Here is an 18596-nt window from a genome sequence, read left to right as displayed (position 1 = left end):
GATCCGTCGGCTGGCGGATCTGCGGACGGGTCAGCTGGTCGGCACCGACCAGCGCAGCTGGGTGCCGCCGTCGGGGCCCGGGCCGAGTTCGAAGGTCCCGCCGAGGTCCTGCGCCCGGGCCCGCATGTTCGCCAGCCCGCTGCGGCGGGTGGTGGAGCCGATGCCGACCCCGTCGTCCACCACGTCGACGGTGACGGCGCCGCTCGCGGCGGTCACGGTCACCTCGACACTGCCCGCCTTGGCATGCCGGGCGGCGTTGGACAGCGCCTCACGCACGACCGCGATCAGATGGTCGCCGAGGGTGGGACCGATCATCGTGTCCACCGGTCCGTCCAGCCGGACCCGCGGGGTGAAGCCGAACGCGCCGGTCATGTCGTCGATGACGCCCAGGATCTGCGCCCGCAGGCCGCTGCCCGTGGCCGGTGCCGCCCGGCCCCGCAGCTCGAAGATGGTGTGGCGGATCTCCCGTACCGTCTCGTCGAGATCCTCCACGTAGGTGTTCATCCGCTCCGCCCGGGTGGGCCGCTCCTCGCTGGCCGCGAGGCCCTGCAGGCCCATCGCCACCGCGAACAGGCGTTGCATCACGTGGTCGTGCAGGTCGCGGGCGATCCGGTCGCGGTCCTCCAGCAGGGACAGCCGGCCGCGTGCGGCCCGGGAGCGGGCGAGTTCCAGCGCGAGCGCGACGTGCGCGGCGAACGCGGCCGCCAGCTCCAGGTCCGCGTCCGTGAACAGGTCACCGCCACGGCGCCGGGCGAGGATCAGCGCCCCGGACGTGACATGTGACGTGATCAGCGGAACGATCATCGTTGGCCCGATGTCGAGGTCGTGGACCTCGGATTCGGCCAGTTCGCGGACGTCGGCGACGACCAGCGGCGCATGGTCGCGTACCGCGTGGCCGGCCAGCGAGCTCTCTATCGGTACCCGCCGGTCCCGCAGCAGGTCCGCGTCCTGCCCGGCGGCGACGTCGAAGGACAGCTCGGTCGCCGTCTCCGACCCGAGAGCCAGCGCCGTCGTGTCCGCGCGGGCGACGTCGCGGGCCCGCTGGACGATCAGTTCCAGCGGGTCGTCGCCGTCGGCGAGCAGATGCCGGGTGATGTCGGCGGACGCCTGCGACCACTGCTGGCGATGTTGGGCCTCCCCGAACAGCCGGGCATTGTCGATCGCCACACCGGCGTTCGCGGCCAGCGCGAGCGCCAGCTCCTCGTCCTCCGCGGTGAACACCCGACCGCCGCGTTTCTCGGTGAGGTAGAGATTGCCGAAGACCTCGTTGCGGACCCGGATCGGCACCCCGAGGAAGGCCCGCATCGGTGGATGGCCCGGGGGGAAACCGACCGCCTGGCGGTGGTCGGCGATGTCGTCGAGGCGCACCGGCTGCGGTTCCGCGATGAGCAGGCCCAGCACGCCGTCTCCCCGGGGCAGCCGCCCTATAGTCTCGACGAGTCCCGGGTCCATCCCGACGTGCACGAACTGTTCGAGCCGACCGTCACGGGAGATTACCCCGAGCGCGCCGTAGCGGGCGTCGACCAGCTCGCACGCGGACTCGACGATGCGCCGTAGCACCACGTCGAGACTGAGGTCGGCGGTGATCATCCGGTTGGCTCGCAGCAGGCCGTGCAGCCGGCTCTGAGTGGCCAGAACGTCCTGGGCCCGGTCCACCAGTTGGGCGAGAAGCTCGTCGAGCTCGAGCCGAGCGACCGCGGGAAAGATCAGCTCTCCCGGCGGTCCCGGCGGCGGTGCGGTGCCGGCCAGATCGGAGGTCCCTTCGTCCGCGGAGGCGAGGTCCCGTTCGGACTCCATGTTCTCAAGACGATAACCGACCGGGCCTGGGCCGGCATGAGCCGCGGGATGAGGTGATGACCATTCTTCGCCGGCCGCGCACTGGTACGCCACCATGCGGGTATGGATATCGTCAGCGAGGCGGAGTTCGGTCGCCGCGTCGAGACCCATCTCGCCGCAGGCTCCGGTGCGGGCGGTGGAGCCGGTCCTGGGGTAGCCGGTCCTGGCCGATGGCGGTCGGCCATGCCGCGGGTCGTGGCGGCGGGGAACTTCGCTACCCCGCTCGTCGCGCTGCGTGTGATCGACGCGGTGGTGAGTGAATACCGCCTCTTCATGATCAATGCTCAGGGCGGCGTGCCGGAGCGCGACGGCGTGACGCCGGAGACCGCGTTCGTCGGCCCGGCGATGCGCAACGTGCCCGGCCTCGACTACCTGCCCAACCGGCTCAGCCTCGTACCCCGCCTGCTCGCGACCACCCACCGGCCCGACGTCGTCGTGTTGCACACCAGCGTGCCCGACGGAGGGAAGGTCTCGCTCGGCACCGAAGTCAACATCCTGCCGGCCGCGGTCGAGGCGGCCCGCGCGCACGGGGGACTAGTGGTCGCCCAGCTCAACCCGTCGATGCCCTACACCTTCGGCGACGGTGAACTGAGCATCGACGACGTCGACCTCGCCGTGGAGGTGGAGCAGCCGCTCGCCAGCCCCGCGGTCATGCTCGTCGACGACGTCCGCGGGCAGATCGGCGAGCGGGTCGCCGCGCTCGTCGAGGACGGGGCGACCCTGCAGCTCGGCATCGGCGGTGTCCCGAACGCCACGCTGTCAGCCCTCGTCGACCGGCGGGATCTGCGCGTGTGGACCGAGGCCTTTTCCGATGGCATGCTCGCGCTCGAAGCCTCCGGCGCGCTGGCCGCCGGGACACCGCTGCGGACCTCGTTCCTGTTCGGGTCGGCCGAGCTCTACTCGTGGGCGCACCGCAATCCGCGGTTGCTGCTGGTACGCACCGAGATCGTGAACGACCCGGGGGTCATCGCCCGGCAGCCGCGGATGACCTCGATCAACACCGCGCTGCAGGTGGACCTGTATGCGCAGGCGAACGCGTCCTGGATCCGCAACCGCATCTACTCCGGCTTCGGTGGGCAGTCCGACTTCGTCGTCGGCGCGCTGCACGCGGCCGACGGCAAGGCGATCATCGCCCTGCCGAGCCGGCATGCCCGGTCGGGGGATTCCTGTGTGCTGCCGCGGCTTACCAGCCCGGTCACCAGTTTCCAGCACAGTTACGTCGTCTCCGAGAACGGGACCGCGGCCGTGTGGGGGCGTGGTCAGCACGAACAGACCGCCCGACTCATCGACCACGTCGCCCACCCCGACGCCCGAGCCGGCCTGACGGAGGCGGCCGGGTCGCTGGGACTGCTCGCCGGCCGCGCATCGTCGACCGTCTGATTCGGTAAGCTGACCAGAAAGCCGAGGAACGCACGACAAGTCACTGGCGGTCCGCTGCCAGGAGCGGCTTTGCGTCAAAAAGCGCGAGAGTGACCCGGGTATTAAAGGCGCGAACACGGCATCCATGGCGGCCATGGCTGCCGTCGTCAAACAGCATGGCTGGAATAAGCCGCCCCCAACGGTCAGTTCTGTCGTTCCTGTGGCGAGAATTGGCCGAGCCCGGCACCAAGACGCGACACGCAAGTTTTTCAATCGCCGGTGATGCCCAGGCCGGCCGCTAGCCTCGCCATGGCGGAAAGGGAGGGATGGGTCCACAGTCCGCGGGCAACGGGGTCGTTCATCTTCGGGAGAAAAATGTGGGACAGACACGCGACGGGACTATCTTGTTGGCTACGGCTGCGAATACTCTCACGTCGGCGCCTGACGCCGACTCAACCGAATCTCCCGACATTGGCGACGCAGGACGGGTTCTGATCGTAGTTCAGAACCTGCCGATTCTGATTGACCATCGGACGTGGCAGGAATGCCAGGCGCTTCGCAACCAGGGATACCAGGTCGCCGTAATATGCCCACGGGGCCCGGGGCAGCGGCGTCACCAGATCGTCGACGGTGTCAGCATCTGGACCTATCGCGGCGCACCCCGGACCCAGGGTGTACTCAGTTACGTTTTCGAGTTCGGCTACTGCTGGGTGCGAACCGCTGTCCTGTCCGTCGCCGTGGCCCGCCGGCACGGATTCGACGTGATCCAGGCGTGTAACCCGCCGGACACGTACTGGGCACTCGCGCTGTTCTACAAGCCGTTCGGCAAGAAGTTCGTCTTCGACCATCATGATCTCTGTCCGGAACTCTATCGCTCACGGTTCGGCAAGGACGGGGGGCTGTTGCTCCGCGCGCTGCTGCTGCTTGAACGGATGAACCAGCTGGTCGCCGACCACGTGATCGTGACCAACGAATCGTACCGGCGGCTGGCCCTGACTAGGGGGCGGCTGCCATCGGAACGGGTGACCGTCGTCCGAAACGGACCGGACCCCGAACTGATGAAGCCTGCCGCGGAGCGTCCCGAGTTGCGGCGCGGCCGGCAGCACCTTGCCTGTTATCTGGGAATAATGGGCCCGCAGGACGGTGTCGACCGACTCCTCGATGCCATGCATCACTATGTCCACGTTCTCGGGCGCACCGACTGCGCCTTCGCCCTGCTGGGATTTGGTGACTGTCTGGACGATCTGCGGAAACAGTCGAGCCGGCTCGGTCTCGACGACTGGGTCGAGTTCACCGGGCGGGCCGACGACCAGATGATCCGGGACTATCTGTCCACCGCTACGGTCGGATTGTCGCCGGACCCGCGGAGCCCGCTGAACGAGGTGTCCACCATGTCCAAGACGCTCGAATACATGGCCTATGCGCTGCCGGTGGTGGCCTATGACCTGACCGAGACCCGGGTGAGCGCCGAGGACGCCGCCGTCTACGTACCCTCCGACACGGTGGCGGACTTCGCCCGGACCCTCGCCGAACTGCTGACGGACCCGGACCGACGCCGGACCCTTGGCGCCCGGGGTCGGGAGCGCATTGTGAACGAATTGTCCTGGCGGTATTCGGAGTCCCGCTACGTCGGGGTCCACGACCGGCTACGTGGTCGCCAGGCCAGCTACCCCAGTATCCCGGTCCCTCGCCAGGGCGGCTCGGCAGCGCCGGTTCACACGGCCGGATCCCGGGAACGAGCGGAACGATGAAGGTCGGTATTCTTGCCGGCGGTCTGGGAAGCCGGTTGGCGGAGGAGACGGTCATCAAACCCAAACCGATGATCGAGATCGGGAATCGGCCGATCATCTGGCACATCATGAAGTACTACGCCCACTTCCAATTCGCCGATTTTACGATCGCACTGGGGTATAAAGGAGAATATATAAAACGCTGGCTGGTGGACTACGCGGCGCTGACCAGTGATCTCACGCTGTCGCTCCGGAATGGTGATGTGGAACGGCACGGTGGTACCTCGGAGGATTGGCGGGTAAATCTGGTCGACACCGGTCAGAATACCGCCACCGGCGGTCGTATCAGGCGACTCGCGCCCTGGCTCTGTGGCACGGGGACGTTCATGTTGACTTGGGGGGACGGCGTAGCGGACATCGATCTCAACACGTTGCTCGACTTCCACCGCTCGCATGGCAGGATCGCCACGCTGACCGCCGTGCGGCCACCCGCCCGGTTCGGACACCTCGAGCTGGCCGGGGACCAGATCGTGGAGTTTTTGGAGAAACCACAGGCCGGTGAGGGCTGGATCAACGGTGCCTTCTTCGTCCTAGAACCGCAGGTCTTCGACTACATTGCCGGCGACGACACCCAGTTCGAGAAGGAGCCCCTTGAGCGGCTCGCCAAGGACGGTCAGCTCATGGCATATCGGCATGGCGGCTTCTGGCAGTGTATGGACACGGTACGCGACCGCAAACTCCTGCAGTCGTTGTGGGATGGCGACTGTGCGCCCTGGAAGGTATGGGACTGAGCTCGATGCGTATTCTGGTCACCGGACACGACGGATATATAGGAACCCGTCTCGTCCCGCTCTTCCGGGCCGCCGGGCACGATGTGGTGGGTCTGGACAGCGGACTGTTCTCTGGGTGTACCCTCGGACTCGATCCGGACTTCGTGCCGGCGTTGAAACTTGATATTCGGGACGTCCGGCCGTCCCATCTGGAGGGTTACGACGCGGTGGTCCATCTGGCGGGAATATCCAATGATCCGCTGGGTGATCTGAACCCAGCCGTGACCTATGACATCAACGCCCGGGGGACGTTGCTGGTCGGGCGCGCCGCCAAGGCCGCGGGCGTACCGCGTTTCGTCTTCTCGTCCTCGTGCAGCCTCTATGGCGCGCACGGAGACGCGCCCATCGACGAGTCGGCCGAGTTTCATCCGGTGACCCCCTACGGCGAGTCAAAAGTGATCGCCGAACGGGAGCTCGCCGAGCTTGCCGACGACGATTTCAGCCCGGTCTTCCTGCGCAACGCCACGGCGTACGGCGTCTCACCCCGACTGCGTGGTGACCTCGTGGTGAACAATCTCACCGGCTACGCGGTGACGACCGGCGAGGTTTACCTCAAGAGCGACGGGACGCCGTGGCGGCCGCTGGTACACATCGAGGACATCGCCCGGGCGATGCTCGCCGTGTGCGAGGCGCCCCGCGAGAAGATCCACCTCAAGGCCTACAACGTCGGCCGGTCGGCGGAGAACTATCGGATACGCGACGTGGCCGCGGTCGTCGAGGAGGTCGTGCCGGGCGGCCGGGTGGTCTTCGCGGACACGGCCGGGCCGGACAAGCGGAACTACCGGGTGGACTGCGACCGTATCGCCGAGGAGATACCGGGATTCCGGCCGGTGTGGACCGTCCGCAAGGGGGTCGAGGAGCTCTACTTGGCCTACGTCGCCGCCTGGCTGACTAAGGAGGACCTGATCGGCTCCCGCTTCCAGCGGATCCGGCGCATCCAGCAACTCATGGCGGACGGTCTGCTCGACGCCACTCTGCGGTCGGCCGCACCGATGCGGGTGCTATGAGCGTGCTCGGCTGCCACTCCCGCGGCTCGACGTACCTGCCGTACCCGCGGCGGGACGGCCGGTTCATCCTTCCCGTTCCGACACCGAGGGTCGTACCATGACTGACCAGTCCACCGCCTGCCCCGCCTGCGGCGGTTCCCGTCTCACCTCCTTCTATACAAAGGACGACGTCCCGTCGCACAGTTGTCTGCTGCTGGCCGGCGAGGACGAGGCCCGGGCGTTCCCGAGGGGTAACCTGCGGATCGCCTTCTGCGAGGGCTGCGGCTTCATCATGAACACGGCCTTCGATCCGGCCAAGAATCAGTATTCCGCCCGTTATGAGGAGACGCAGGCATTCTCCACCCGCTTTCAGGAGTTCGCGCGGGACCTTGCCAAGCGCTGGACCGACAAGTACGACCTGTACGGGAAGACGGTCCTGGAGATCGGGTGCGGCAAAGGTGAGTTTCTCGTCCACATGGTCGAGCAGGGTGCCGGCGCCGGCATCGGGATCGACCCGGGTGTCCGGCCCGAGCGCATCACCAGCCCGGTTGCCGGCCGGCTGACCTGGATCACGGACCTCTACTCCGAGCGGTATGCGCACCTGACCGCCGACGCCGTCGTGTGCCGGCACACCCTGGAGCACATCGCGCCGGTCGGCGACTTCATGCGAATGATCCGGGCCGCGATCGGTGACCGGACCGATATCCCGGTCCTCTTTGAGCTGCCGGACGTCCTGCGGGTGCTGCAGGAGGCGGCGTTCTGGGATGTGTACTACGAGCACTGCTCCTATTTCAGCGCCGGTTCGCTGGCGAGGTTGTTCCGAGCTACCGGGTTCGAGGTGCTCGACGTCTCCCTCGACTATGACGACCAGTACCTGCTGATCGAGGCGCGGCCGTCCACCGTTCCGGCGGCCGGTGACCCGCTGCCGATCGAGGACGACCTGGCCACCCTGCGCGTCGGGGTACGGCACTTCCAGCGTGAGGTGGCCACGACGCTGAATCGGTGGAGCGAGATGCTGCGGCACGGGCAGCAGCGCGGCGAAAAGGCGGCGATCTGGGGTTCGGGCTCCAAAGGTGTGTCGTTTCTGGCGACCCTCGGCCCGGCCGCCGGCCTGGTCCGCTACGCCGTCGACATCAACCCGCACAAACACGGCATGTTCATGGCGGGCAGCGGCCACCGCATCGTCCCGTCCGAGTGGCTGCGGGAAGACAGGCCGGACCTTCTGATCATCATGAATCCGATCTACCGTGACGAGATCGCGGGGGAGTTGACCCGGCTGGGTGTCGACACCGAGCTGAGGGCCGTCTGAGTGAGCAATGTCTGTCCGGTGACCAATGTCTGTCCGGCGTGCCAGGGCACCGCGCTCGAAGACCTGGTACGTGTTGAGCGTTCGCCGGTGATGACCGGCGTGCTGTGGCCGTCGCGGGAGGCCGCTATGGCCGCGCAGCGCCGTGCTCTGGAGCTGTCGCTGTGTGCCGAGTGCGGCACCGTGGTCAATGTCGCGTTCGAGGCCGGGCTCGTCGAGTACGGCGGCGAGTATGACAACTCGCTGCACTTCTCGCCCGCCTTCCGGGCGTACGCCGAGGCGTTGGCGGACCGTCTGATCATCCGGCACAACCTGGTGGAGCGGGAGATTGTCGAGATCGGGTCGGGCAAGGGGGACTTCCTGCGCTTGTTGTGCGCCCGGGGACTGTGCGCCGGAACCGGGTACGACCCGACCTACATCGGCCCCGAACGTGCCGACGACGCCGCGGTGACCTTTGTGGTCGACCTGTACGGTCCGCGCTATTCTCATCTCCCGGCAGATCTTGTCGTCTGCCGGCACGTCCTTGAGCACGTGTCCGATCCACTGGGCTTCCTGACCGATATCCGCAATGCGCTGGGCGGCCGGGACGCATCGCTGTATCTCGAGGTGCCCAACGGCGGCTTCGTCCTCGGCGAGGCGGGGGCGTGGGACTTCATCTACCCGCACGTGTCGTACTTCTCGCCGGCCGGACTCCGGCGGGTGGTGAGCGCGGCCGGGTTCACCGTCACCGACGCCGGGACGTCCTACGGTGACCAGTTCCTCTGGATCGAGGCCAGGACGGCGTCGCCGGCCCGTCCGCCCGGTCGGATCGGACCGGCCGCCGGCGAGGACGTGGTGGCGACGGACCGGTTCGTGGTCCAGGCCAGAAAGTTCGGTGACATCTACCGGGAGATTGTCGGGCGCTGGTCCGCGCATCTCGCCGACCTGGCGACGGCCGCCGATTCCGCTTGGGACGCGCCGCGTGCGCTGGTCTGGGGGGCGGGGTCCAAGGGGGTGGCATTCCTCAACGTGTTGGACGCCGGTTCCGCCGTGCGGGGAGTCGTCGACCTCAACCCGCGGAAGAGGGGCTTGTTCGTGCCCGGCACCGGGCATCCGGTGTTGGCACCCGAGGACCTGTCGGTGGAGCGGGTGGGGCGCGTTTTTCTCCCGAATCCGCTGTATCTGGACGAGGTGCGCGGCCGGTTGGCGGAACTGGGTGTGCCCGCGGAGGTCGTGCCACTTAGTAGTTGACAATCTCGTCAGCAGAGGTCCGGCTCCGGCCGGACGGAGGGACGATGGAGAATGGCCATACCTGTCGACAGCGGCACCCAGGGTGAGGCCCGACGCAAGGGGCATGATCGCCAGGCGGGGCCTGGTGTCCCGCCCGCCCGCCCGCCCGCCCGCCCGCCCGTGACGGTGGGACTACCCGTCTTCAACGGGGAGAACTTCCTGGCCCGGTCGCTGGAGTCGATCGTCGTGCAGGACTACCCGAACCTTCAGATCGTCGTCGCCGACAATGGCAGTACCGACCGAACCGAGCAGATCTGCCGGGAATTCGTCCGCCGGGATCCGCGGATCGAGTACCACCGGAGTCCGGTGAACCGCGGCGCGGCCTGGAACTACAACCGGATCGTCCACCTCGCCGAGGGAACCTACTTCAAGTGGGCCGCCCACGACGACCTCTGCGCCCCCGCGTTCGTCAGCCGGTGCGTCGCGGCCCTGACCGCCGCGTCGCCCACTGCCGTCCTGGCCTACCCCAAAACGGCGCTCATCGACCTGAACGATACGGTGACCGGTGGCTTCGAGGATGGGATGAACCTGTGTGAGCCGACGCCGCACGAGCGTCTGCGACACTTCCTGTCGACCCGCACCGAATACCATCCGGTATTCGGTGTCATACGGGCAGAATCGCTCCTGAAGACGGATCTCATCGGAAAGTACGTCGGTTCCGACGTGGTTCTCCTGGCGCAACTCGCCCTGGGTGGACAGTTTGTCGAGGTGCCCGAAAGCCTGTTTCTCAGGCGTTTCCACGAGAACACTTCGATGAATGCCAACCCGGGTGCTGAGGAACGCGCTCTGTGGTTTGACCCGCACCGGCAGGCACCGTCGCTGCCGATGGTGGAGAAGACCGTCCGGATGATTCATGTGATCCTGTCCCACGACCGGATCGACCGGGTCGAGCGGGCTCGCTGCCTGGCAGTTCTGGGGCGGCAGTGGGCATTGCCCCATGCTCGGCACATGGGCGGCGAGGTACGCATGGCATTCGGGACCCGACTCGCCGCGAAGTCCCCATCCCACCGGTCCGGGTAGCGCGACGACACGCGGGTCGGCCTGCATATCGGCGCGGCGCAGGGCGGCTACATTGAATCGATCCAGGCTGATGATGGGATCGGTTCAGGCGTATGAATCCTTGGAGCCCCGAATGACAGAACCTTCCGGTCATGGTGCGGACCAGGCCTCGCCGTCGGCGTCGTCGGCTTACCGGGGGAGTCCGACATGGACATCGTGACGATCTCCAGAACGGCGTTCCGCCGATGGTATGTCATGCTTCCGATCCTGCTCGCCACGGCGGCCGCAATCGGGATCACGATGTCTGTCGCCAAGCCTGTCTACCAGTCGAAGGCCATGGTCCTCGTGGTCGGCCCGTCGGTGGAGCAGAAGCTCGCCACATCCTCCTCCGGTTCCGGGTTTATCCTGCAGCCCGTCAACCCGCTCTCCTACTTTGGCGATTCACTCAAGTTGCTGGCTCTCACGGAGTCGAAGATCATGGATTCTCGGCAGGTGCGGGAGGAGATCCGTTCGGCTGGATTCCATGGTGACTACGAGATCTCGGTGCAACCGGAGACGGTATTCCTCGATGTAACGGCCACGGCCGCCGATCCCACCGAGGCCACTCGCACCCTGGATCAGGTGGTACGTGTGATCACCGCGAAGTCGAACGATCTGCAGTCTGCTGTGCCGCCGGACCAGCGTTACCGGATAGCGCCGCTGTCCGAGCCGCCGCTGACGAGCGTGCAGCCCGCCCGTAGCCTCAAGCTGCTTGGCACCGTCGCGTTCCTCGGCGTGGCAGCGGCGCTGGGGCTGGCGCTTGCCGTCGACGCCGAGGCCGGGCGCCGGGCCCGGTCACGGGGAGGGGCGGAGCATTACGGTCCCGCCCGGGCGGGCGCCAGCCGTGGCCGTGGCCGGGGTCGGCGCGGACGGCACGCACTCCCCGAAGATCCCATGGCGGGCACTCGACGGGTCGCCTGGCGGTTCGAGGCGAACCGGTGAGAGGTGAACCGGTGACCAGCGGGCTGGTGGCCGGATGACCGCCGGCTCTCTCGCCGGCCGGGCGGCGCCGGGGGCCGGGCCGTTCGGTGCCGGCCAGGCACCTGGCGCCGCCGGGCCGGTGCTCGCCGCGGTCGCGTTCGGATCCGCCGCTGTAGCGGCGGCGATGGTGCTCGGGCCGGTCGGGCCGGCCGTGGTGCTGGCCGTCCCGGCCGTGGCGGTGCCCCTGCTGGCGAGTCGGCGGGACGCGGTGACGCTGCTGACGTTGATGGTCTTCGTTCTCTTCGCCGTGCCGGCGACCTACCGGCTCCCGCCGTTGGGGAAGCTGACCGTGCCCGTCGGCCTTTGCTGTCTTGCCGGCTGGCTGGTTCACCAGGCCGCACGACGCGCCCGGTTCGACCCGGTGTTCCAGCCGGTGCGGGCCGCGACGCTGGTACTCGTATGGGTTCTCACGCTCAGTTTCGCGATGATGTTCACCCGCGTGGTGGAAGCGACAGAGGTCAGCTCCGCTCATCGCAGTCTCGTGACGGTCGTGGCGCAGGCCGGGGTGACGCTGTTGGCCGCCGATGCGATCCGGTGCCGGACCCGGCTGGACAGCCTGCTGCGCCGGGTGGTGCTGGGCGCCACTTTCATGGCCACCATCGGCGGGATCGAGTTTCTGACCGGTCGTAACTACAGCGCCGTCCTGGTCCCCCCGGGAATGTCGCTCAGACCGGACGTCGATCGCGTCGACGTCCGGTCTGGCTTCGAGCGGGTCGCCGCGACGGCCGTGCATCCGATCGAGTTCGGGGTTGTCCTGGCCGTGGTGTTGCCGTTGGCCCTGTACTACGCCGTCGCCGCCCGCGGGTGGGCGCGGGTCGGTGCCTGGGCCCAGGTCGCCGTCATCGGGGCCGTCCTGCCGATGAGCGTCTCGCGAAGCACCGCCGTGAGCGCCGCCGTGGCGATCCTGACCCTGACGGCGGTCTGGCCGGTCCGCCGCCGCCTCAACGGCCTGCTGGCGCTGGCCGGGTCCGTCCTCGTCCTGCACACGCTGTTTCCCGGTCTGCTCGAGGCGACCGTCTCGCTGTTCCTGCGGGCCGGCGCGGACCCCAGCGTGACCGGCCGCACCGAGGACTACGCCCAGGCCTGGAAGTTGTTCACGCAAAGGCCGCTTCTCGGCCGTGGACTGGGCACATTCACCCCCCACCAGTACTTCTACCTTGACAATCAGCTACTCGGCTCGGTGCTGGAGACCGGAGTCGTCGGGACAACCGTGCTGCTGGTCTGGGTCGCCGTCGGTCTCTTGGTGGCCCGTGGGGCGCGGCGTCGGGCCCGGGAACAGCATGACCGGGAACTCGGCCAGGCGTTGATGGCCTCGATCCTGGCCGGGGTCGTCAGCTTCCTCACCTTCGACGCCCTGAGCTTCGCGCTGCTTGCCGGCCTGCTGTTCCTGCTCATCGGCTGCGCCGGAGCACTCTGGCGGATGACCCCCGCACCGGCGGTCCTGGCCTCCGGGTGGCAGCGGTGAGCCAGCAACCGGCCGTGACCCGGCCGGCCGCCCTGTTGGGGGCGGGGGAGACCGTGGCGGAGCCGTCGCCGCCCCGTCGGGCGCCGCGCGGTTCGATGGCCAGCGGAGCCCGGTGGATGTCGGTAAACCAGGTTGTCGTGCAGGTCACCCGCCTGCTGGTCCAGGTCGTCCTGGCTCACCTGCTCGAACCGCGGGCGTTCGGTCTCATGACGATGGCGCTGGTCATCGTGATGTTCCTCGAAATTCTGCGGGGTTTCGGGACCGGCATGGCGGTTGTCCAACGAGACAAGATCAGCGAGCGGCTGCTCAGCAGCGTCTTTTTCCTCAACATCGGGCTTGGTCTGGTCATCTCGGGCCTGCTGGCGTTGCTGGCGCCCGGCCTGGCCAGCCTGTACGGTGACTCGGCGCTGACGCCCGTGCTCCAGGTCCTGGGCCTCGGCCTGCTGCTCGCCAGCCTCGGTGACCTGCAGCAGTGGCTGCTCCGCCGGGAGATGAAGTTCGGTGCCGTCGCCGCGGCGAATATCATCGGGACGGCGGCCAACGCGGCCTGCTCGATCCTGTTCGCCCTGCTGGGCTACCAGGTGTGGTCACTGGTCATCGGCTATCTGGTCGGATTCGGGGTCACCACCCTCGTCGCGTGGCTGCAGTCGCCGTGGCGTCCCAGGGCGTCGTTCAGCCCCGCCGAGGTCAGGTCCGTGCTGCGTTTCAGCGCCAACCTGAGCGGGTTCAGCGTCTTCAACTTCTTTCTGCTGCACGGCGACAAGGTGATTGTCGGGCATTTCCTCGGAGCCCAGAAGTTGGGCTACTATGGCCTGGCGCAGCGGGTGCTCATGTATCCGGTGAGCACTGTTTCCACGGCGTTCCAGGAAGTCATGTTCGCCGGTCTGTCCCGGCTCCAGGACGATCACGCCGCGATCCGCCGGGTCTATTTCCGGTCATGCGCGCTCGCCGCTCTGGTCTGTTTTCCGGTCATGGCCGGACTCACTGTCGTCGCGCGCGACGTCGTCCTGGTCGTGCTCGGCGCGCGCTGGGAACGGCTGGTGCCGCTCATCTGGCTGCTCGCCCCGATCGGCGGCATCCAGTCGGTGAGTTTCAGCGTCGGGGTCCTCTACAACGTGAAGGGAAGAACCGACTTGCTGCTGCGCTGGGGAATCTTCTCCGGCCTGCTGATGCTCGGCAGCTACTTCGCCGGCCTGCCGTGGGGAATCAACGGGGTCGCGGCGGCGTACGCCATCGTGATCGTCCTCCTGCTACCGCCCGGCTTCGCGATTCCCTTCAGACTGGTGGACGCGAAGCCGCGCGAGTTGGTCACCGCGGTCTGGCCGCACGTCGTGGCGACCGCGGGGACCGTCGCCGTGATGGCCGCTGTCCAGCGGCTCACCCACGGGTTCCGGCTTGCCCGCCCGGTGTGCCTGTTGGCGAGCGTGCTGGCCGGTGCCGCGACCTACATCATGATCACGTGGAGACAACGCCCACCCGCGTTGGCGGACCTACTGCAGTATGCCCGGCGCGCGAGCGCCGGCTCGGGGCAGCCTGCTCCGGCGTCGTCGCGCAGAGACGACGCGCTGGGCCCGACGGCTCACGGGTGAACCCGATGGCTCAACGGTGAAGGAGTCCACTCTTATGGAAGATGCCCCCACGGCGGGCCAGCGGGACGTGGTGCTGGCCCTGCCGATCGAGACGCTCCAGGACATGGCGATCAGGGCGTACATGCGTCCTCCCGATCGTCTACTGCTCACCCTGCTGCGATCGCCCAGGGTCCGGCGCGTGGTCGTGGCCGAGCCGTTTCGGAGCCACCTCGGTACGGTGCTGCGGGGCGGCCGGACCACCGTCCTGCCACCGTCCGGTGGCGTTGAGGGGCATCTGGTGTCGCCGCAGCGGTGGCGCCGCAAGGACCCGGTGACGCTGCCGTCGCTGCGGGCGGCCTATCGGCGGTATGACAGGAGGCTCGGCCGGGCCGCGGGCCGGGCCGGCTGCAAACGACCCGTCGTGATCACTATGTATCCGCCGCTGGCGGGCTTCGCCGACATGTCCTGGGCCGGCTCGGTCATGTACTACGCCCGGGACGACTGGGCGACCCACCCATCGCTACGGCGGTGGCATCCGGCCTTCCGGCATGCCTACGAGGAGATCCGGCGCCGGCGGCTGTCGGTCATCGCGGTGTCCAGGCCGCTGCTGGAACGCCTCCATCCGACCGGTGCCGGGCTGGTCGTGCACAACGGTGTCGACCCGGCCGAGTGGCTGCGCCCGCCGTCCCCGCCGGACTGGCTCCGGCGCCTCCCTCGGCCGTGGTGCGTGTACGCGGGCACCGTCGACACCCGCCTCGATCTGGACATGATTCGCCGCCTGGCGTCGGCCGGCACCGTGATTCTGGCCGGCCCCATCCCGGACGAGGCCTCCGTCCGGTCGCTGCGGATGGTGCGGTCGGTGCGGTTGCCCGGACATCTGCCCCGGCCGGCCGTGACCGGTCTGATCGCCGCGGCCGACGTGTGCCTGCTCACCCATCGGAGCACTCCGTTGACCGAGGCTATGGACCCCATCAAGATCTACGAATATCTGGCAGCCGGGCGTCCCGTCCTCGCCACGGACCTTGCCCCGGTTCGGGGCATCGGGCGGCGGGTCCGACTGCTGCGCCCGGGGGACGATCCGGTGGCGGCGATGAACGAGATCCTGACCTGGCCGGCCGTCACGGAGGCTGACCGGCTGGATTTCGTCGCGGACAACAGCTGGTCCGCTCGGCACGTCGCCTTCTTGGACTTCGTCCTCGGCCCGGCCGCGCCCGCCGAGCCCCGTCTCCTGGCAGTGCAGGCATAGACCGGCTGGAGTTCCCCGCTCGGGTCTCCAGACCCACGAAAAGGGCCGGTACGGCGCGGCCCCCGGCTCGGTGGGATATCTCTGGAAGGATTCGATGGTTCGCGCTGATTTGACCAATCGACACCGGTATGTCCTGATTGGATCCGTGGCGGTGCTCGTGGCGCTGGTAGCGGGCGGTGGGCTGCTGGTCGCCCTTCGCTCGAGAGACGGGCCCGCGCGGACGGCGGGCACACCGGCCCCCGCCACTGTCCCGGCCGGGGTTTCACCGGATGGCGGTGCCGCGACCCGCGGCCTACCAGGGGGCGACCCGGCCGCGGCCCGAGGATGCGACCGCAAGCCGGACGCCTCGAACACCGGCCCCGCGCCCGGATCCCGGTTCCAGCCGATGCCCGCCGGGAAACTGGCCACTCCCGGACAGGTACTGGAGAACAAGGAGTTCTCCGGACTCATCGACATCTATGCCGACAACGTGACGATAAGAAACTCGATCGTCCACGATGGCATCCGCGTGCGCGGAAGTAATGTGCTGATCGATCACGTGGCGACAAGTGGGATCGCAATCAGAGGTGGCGCAGGTCACGTCATCCAGTACAGTAATCTTTCCGGTGGCGACGACGGCTTCCACATCTCGTCCACGTTCGGACCGGTTTCCGGCGTCACCATCCGTCATAACTACGTCCATGACCGAAGGCCACCGAAAGGGGCCCATACCGACGGCATCCAGGTCCGCGGGGTCCGGGACCTGAGTGTGGTGTGTAACAACCTCGACCTCTCCCCGTACGACAAGACCCAGACAGCCGTCGTCTTTCTGGAGTGGGCGAACGGAGGTAACCGTGATGTGGTTATCGACCACAATTGGTTGAACGCCGGCGGAACGACGCTTGTGGTCGCTGCCAGGAACCTCCGCGTGACGGACAACCGTTTCGGCCGCGGCTTCCGCTGGAGTGTCTGCCGGCTGGGCAACGACGATGCCGGTAAGACCACTTTCTTCAGTGCCGGGAACGTCTGGGCGGACACCGGCCGGCCGGTGGTCCTGTGTGGCCAGACCCGATGAGTAGCCGGACCCGAGGCAAGGTCAGAGACACGATGTCGATGGCCGATGGTGCCGGGCTGCCCCCGCGGCTGCTGCCGTCGCGCTCCCACGTGCCGAGGTCCCCGCGGCGAACCTTCCGGCGGGCGAGCACCTTCGCCACGGTGGAGACCGCGAGATACGCCGGCGCCGCGCCGAGCAGGCGGGGCTCGGCGCGGACCACCCTGAGCCAGTCCACGGACCCGCCGGCGAGGCCACGACCACCCTTCGTGGGACCGCCCGCGGGCGCCAGCCCGAGGGCGCGCAGTTGGGTGTTGCCGGCGAAAATCCGGCTCTTCTGTCGAACGAGGTCGCGTGCGGTCCGGGCCGGATGTACGACGAAACAGGTGCCGTCGACCGTGCATCGCTCATCCGGTGCGAACCGGTGATAGAGAAAGAAGTCATCCGCGATTGCGTCCGGGAAACGATCGAAACAGGCCCGGCCCTGCTCGCTCACTCCAATGACCCCACCGATTCGGCCGTTGCGCACATAGGGCAGCCGCAGCCAGATGCGGTAGTAGTCGCATACTACGCGGCTCGTGCCGGCAAGATGGATTGTCAGGCGCGGTGATGCGGCCAGTGCCGGGCCGGTCCGCAGCACGTCGGCCACCCGCAGCAGGTCGGCGCCGGACACCTCCAGGTCGGCGTCCACATAGAATCGCGGGAAGGCAGTGACCTCGGCGTCGCCAAGGTTCAGCGCGGCCGCCTTGCCGGTCTTCGCGGTCTCCACGCAGCGGACACCTCGGTCGCGGGCCCGACGGGCGGTCTCGTCGGAGCAGCCGTTGGCGACCACGACGATCTCCAGATCCTCGGGGGCGGCGCCGTCGGCGAGCCGGTCAAGGCAGCGGCCGATCACGGCCGCCTCGTTATAGGCCGGAATGACGACGCTTGCGCGCGCATGCTTATGGTGCGCCGGGGCTGCGGGGGTTTTTCCGCTCGCCGGGTCGGCGCGATCCGACTGTTGCATGACAAAATCCACTGTCTGATCACCCCAGGCCGGCGCCGGCCCGCGCGACGCAGTCGTATTCAGGTAGGCGGGCGGCACACACGGTAGACCATCGTGGCCGGACCGGGTGCGTGCGTGGGGACCCGACGACACTTCCCGTGGTGACGCCCGGCGCTGGCGACTGGCTGGCCGATGTCGCCGGCCGACGGCCCGGATCGCTGGAGATCGCCCGCTGTGCCCTGCGAAGGGCCAGTCGGATATTTACGCTTTCCACCGCCCAGATTCCGCCGCTCCGAACGCAGCTTGGCATTCCTGAAATCCGTTTCTCGTACGTTCCGTTCGGGGTCGACTCCACATTTTTCCGGCCCTCTGGAAACCCTCCGGAGAAAGGGACCGTGGTGAGTGTCGGAAATGACCAGCACCGCGACTTCGAAACGTTTGTCCGCGGCCTGTCCCAGGGGCGGAGCAGGCTGGCGGAGATGAGACTCGAGCTGGTGACAGCCCGAAACGTGGCCGTGCCACCGTGGCTCGGCCGGCGTCGGAACCGTCTTACTCTTCCCGAGGTGAGCGACCTGTACAGGACCGCATCGATGGTGGTCGTCTGCCTCCGGCCTAATCTTCACGTGAGCGGCGTCACCGTCGTGTTGGAGGCGATGGCCAGTGGTCGTCCCGTCGTGGTGACCGATACCCCCGGCATCCGGGACTACGTCGATCACGGCCGTACCGGGATGCTCGTTCCGCCCTACGACACCGATGCGCTCGCTGAAGCGGTCGTGCAGCTGGTGCTCGACCCGGACCGGGCGGCCGCGCTCGGTGCGGCCGCCCACCTGGACGTCGAGCACCGCCTGAACACGGAAGCCCAGGCCCGCCGGTTCGCGACTTTGTTGAGAGACCTCTAGCCCGGCCCGGGAAACGGAGAATCCGTGGTCAGGAGAAATACCGACAGATGGGGGTTCGGGGCGAGTCT

15 protein-coding genes are annotated in these 18596 nt (G+C 67.9%); 13 read left to right on the top strand and 2 right to left on the bottom strand.

Annotated elements, in window-relative coordinates; genetic code table 11:
• Positions 1 to 30: 30 nt before the first annotated feature.
• Entirely contained in the window at positions 31 to 1797 is a 1767-nt protein-coding gene (locus AC08OT_RS05090) for a sensor histidine kinase (RefSeq protein WP_476592203.1), read from the bottom strand.
• 102 nt (positions 1798 to 1899) lie between these two features.
• Between AC08OT_RS05090 and AC08OT_RS05085 the strand changes: the two genes are divergently transcribed.
• From AC08OT_RS05085 to AC08OT_RS05030, 12 genes are all read left to right on the top strand, one after another.
• Positions 1900 to 3216 carry an acetyl-CoA hydrolase/transferase family protein gene (locus AC08OT_RS05085; protein WP_476595349.1) on the top strand — a complete coding sequence of 439 codons (1317 nt, stop codon included), beginning with the start codon at positions 1900 to 1902 and terminating at the stop codon, positions 3214 to 3216.
• Positions 3217 to 3665: 449 nt separating this feature from the next.
• Positions 3666 to 4946: a glycosyltransferase family 4 protein gene (locus AC08OT_RS05080; RefSeq protein WP_476596820.1), complete on the top strand. Its 1281-nt coding sequence runs from the start codon at positions 3666 to 3668 to the stop codon at positions 4944 to 4946.
• A complete protein-coding gene (rfbF, locus tag AC08OT_RS05075; RefSeq protein WP_476592205.1) occupies positions 4943 to 5716 on the top strand; it encodes a glucose-1-phosphate cytidylyltransferase in 774 nt (257 codons plus the stop codon). Before AC08OT_RS05080 ends, rfbF begins: the two co-directional genes overlap by 4 nt.
• On the top strand, positions 5707 to 6762 hold the full coding sequence (locus tag AC08OT_RS05070; RefSeq protein ID WP_476592206.1) for an NAD-dependent epimerase/dehydratase family protein: 1056 nt from the start codon (positions 5707 to 5709) through the stop codon (positions 6760 to 6762). The genes rfbF and AC08OT_RS05070 overlap by 10 nt, the downstream gene beginning before the upstream one ends.
• Positions 6763 to 6859: 97 nt before the next feature.
• Complete coding sequence (locus tag AC08OT_RS05065; RefSeq protein ID WP_476592207.1) at positions 6860 to 8050, top strand: class I SAM-dependent methyltransferase; 1191 nt, start codon at positions 6860 to 6862, stop codon at positions 8048 to 8050.
• Positions 8051 to 8068: 18 nt separating this feature from the next.
• Positions 8069 to 9277, top strand: coding sequence for a class I SAM-dependent methyltransferase (locus AC08OT_RS05060; RefSeq protein WP_476592208.1), 1209 nt, complete (start codon positions 8069 to 8071; stop codon positions 9275 to 9277).
• Positions 9278 to 9328: 51 nt separating this feature from the next.
• Complete coding sequence (locus AC08OT_RS05055; RefSeq protein WP_476602570.1) at positions 9329 to 10336, top strand: glycosyltransferase family 2 protein; 1008 nt, start codon at positions 9329 to 9331, stop codon at positions 10334 to 10336.
• A 186-nt stretch (positions 10337 to 10522) separates the two neighbouring features.
• Entirely contained in the window at positions 10523 to 11296 is a 774-nt protein-coding gene (locus AC08OT_RS05050) for a Wzz/FepE/Etk N-terminal domain-containing protein (protein ID WP_462188463.1), read from the top strand.
• Between the two features lie 34 nt (positions 11297 to 11330).
• Entirely contained in the window at positions 11331 to 12800 is a 1470-nt protein-coding gene (locus AC08OT_RS05045) for an O-antigen ligase family protein (protein ID WP_476602569.1), read from the top strand.
• Positions 12797 to 14389 (top strand): lipopolysaccharide biosynthesis protein, encoded by a 1593-nt coding sequence (locus AC08OT_RS05040; RefSeq protein ID WP_476593847.1) that lies wholly within the window; start codon positions 12797 to 12799, stop codon positions 14387 to 14389. Before AC08OT_RS05045 ends, AC08OT_RS05040 begins: the two co-directional genes overlap by 4 nt.
• Before the next feature lie 34 nt (positions 14390 to 14423).
• Complete coding sequence (locus AC08OT_RS05035; RefSeq protein ID WP_476593848.1) at positions 14424 to 15614, top strand: glycosyltransferase; 1191 nt, start codon at positions 14424 to 14426, stop codon at positions 15612 to 15614.
• 145 nt (positions 15615 to 15759) lie between these two features.
• Complete coding sequence (locus AC08OT_RS05030) at positions 15760 to 16668, top strand: right-handed parallel beta-helix repeat-containing protein (protein WP_476593849.1); 909 nt, start codon at positions 15760 to 15762, stop codon at positions 16666 to 16668.
• Here AC08OT_RS05030 and AC08OT_RS05025 read toward each other — a convergent pair.
• Positions 16604 to 17650, bottom strand: coding sequence for a glycosyltransferase family 2 protein (locus tag AC08OT_RS05025; RefSeq protein ID WP_476593850.1), 1047 nt, complete (start codon positions 17648 to 17650; stop codon positions 16604 to 16606). The genes AC08OT_RS05030 and AC08OT_RS05025 overlap by 65 nt on opposite strands.
• A 458-nt stretch (positions 17651 to 18108) precedes the next feature.
• On the opposite strand from AC08OT_RS05025, the gene AC08OT_RS05020 reads away from it, so the two are divergent.
• Entirely contained in the window at positions 18109 to 18528 is a 420-nt protein-coding gene (locus AC08OT_RS05020; RefSeq protein ID WP_476593851.1) for a glycosyltransferase, read from the top strand.
• The last annotated feature ends 68 nt before the right edge of the window (positions 18529 to 18596 follow it).

This window comes from Frankia sp. CgJB1, assembly GCF_977947065.1.
Note: the sequence above shows the minus strand (reverse complement) of the source record. Positions and strands in the feature narration are given on the sequence as shown.

Bases quoted from the DNA above. Each gene is read 5' to 3' on its own strand.
- AC08OT_RS05065 (WP_476592207.1), top strand. From the start codon at position 6,860: ATGACTGACCAGTCCACCGCCTGCCCCGCCTGCGGCGGTTCCCGTCTC.
- AC08OT_RS05085 (WP_476595349.1), top strand. From the start codon at position 1,900: ATGGATATCGTCAGCGAGGCGGAGTTCGGTCGCCGCGTCGAGACCCAT.
- AC08OT_RS05070 (WP_476592206.1), top strand. From the start codon at position 5,707: ATGGGACTGAGCTCGATGCGTATTCTGGTCACCGGACACGACGGATAT.
- AC08OT_RS05020 (WP_476593851.1), top strand. From the start codon at position 18,109: ATGAGACTCGAGCTGGTGACAGCCCGAAACGTGGCCGTGCCACCGTGG.
- AC08OT_RS05090 (WP_476592203.1), bottom strand. From the start codon at position 1,797: ATGGAGTCCGAACGGGACCTCGCCTCCGCGGACGAAGGGACCTCCGAT.
- AC08OT_RS05045 (WP_476602569.1), top strand. From the start codon at position 11,331: ATGACCGCCGGCTCTCTCGCCGGCCGGGCGGCGCCGGGGGCCGGGCCG.
- AC08OT_RS05035 (WP_476593848.1), top strand. From the start codon at position 14,424: ATGGAAGATGCCCCCACGGCGGGCCAGCGGGACGTGGTGCTGGCCCTG.
- AC08OT_RS05025 (WP_476593850.1), bottom strand. From the start codon at position 17,650: ATGCAACAGTCGGATCGCGCCGACCCGGCGAGCGGAAAAACCCCCGCA.
- rfbF (WP_476592205.1), top strand. From the start codon at position 4,943: ATGAAGGTCGGTATTCTTGCCGGCGGTCTGGGAAGCCGGTTGGCGGAG.
- AC08OT_RS05055 (WP_476602570.1), top strand. From the start codon at position 9,329: ATGGCCATACCTGTCGACAGCGGCACCCAGGGTGAGGCCCGACGCAAG.
- AC08OT_RS05050 (WP_462188463.1), top strand. From the start codon at position 10,523: ATGGACATCGTGACGATCTCCAGAACGGCGTTCCGCCGATGGTATGTC.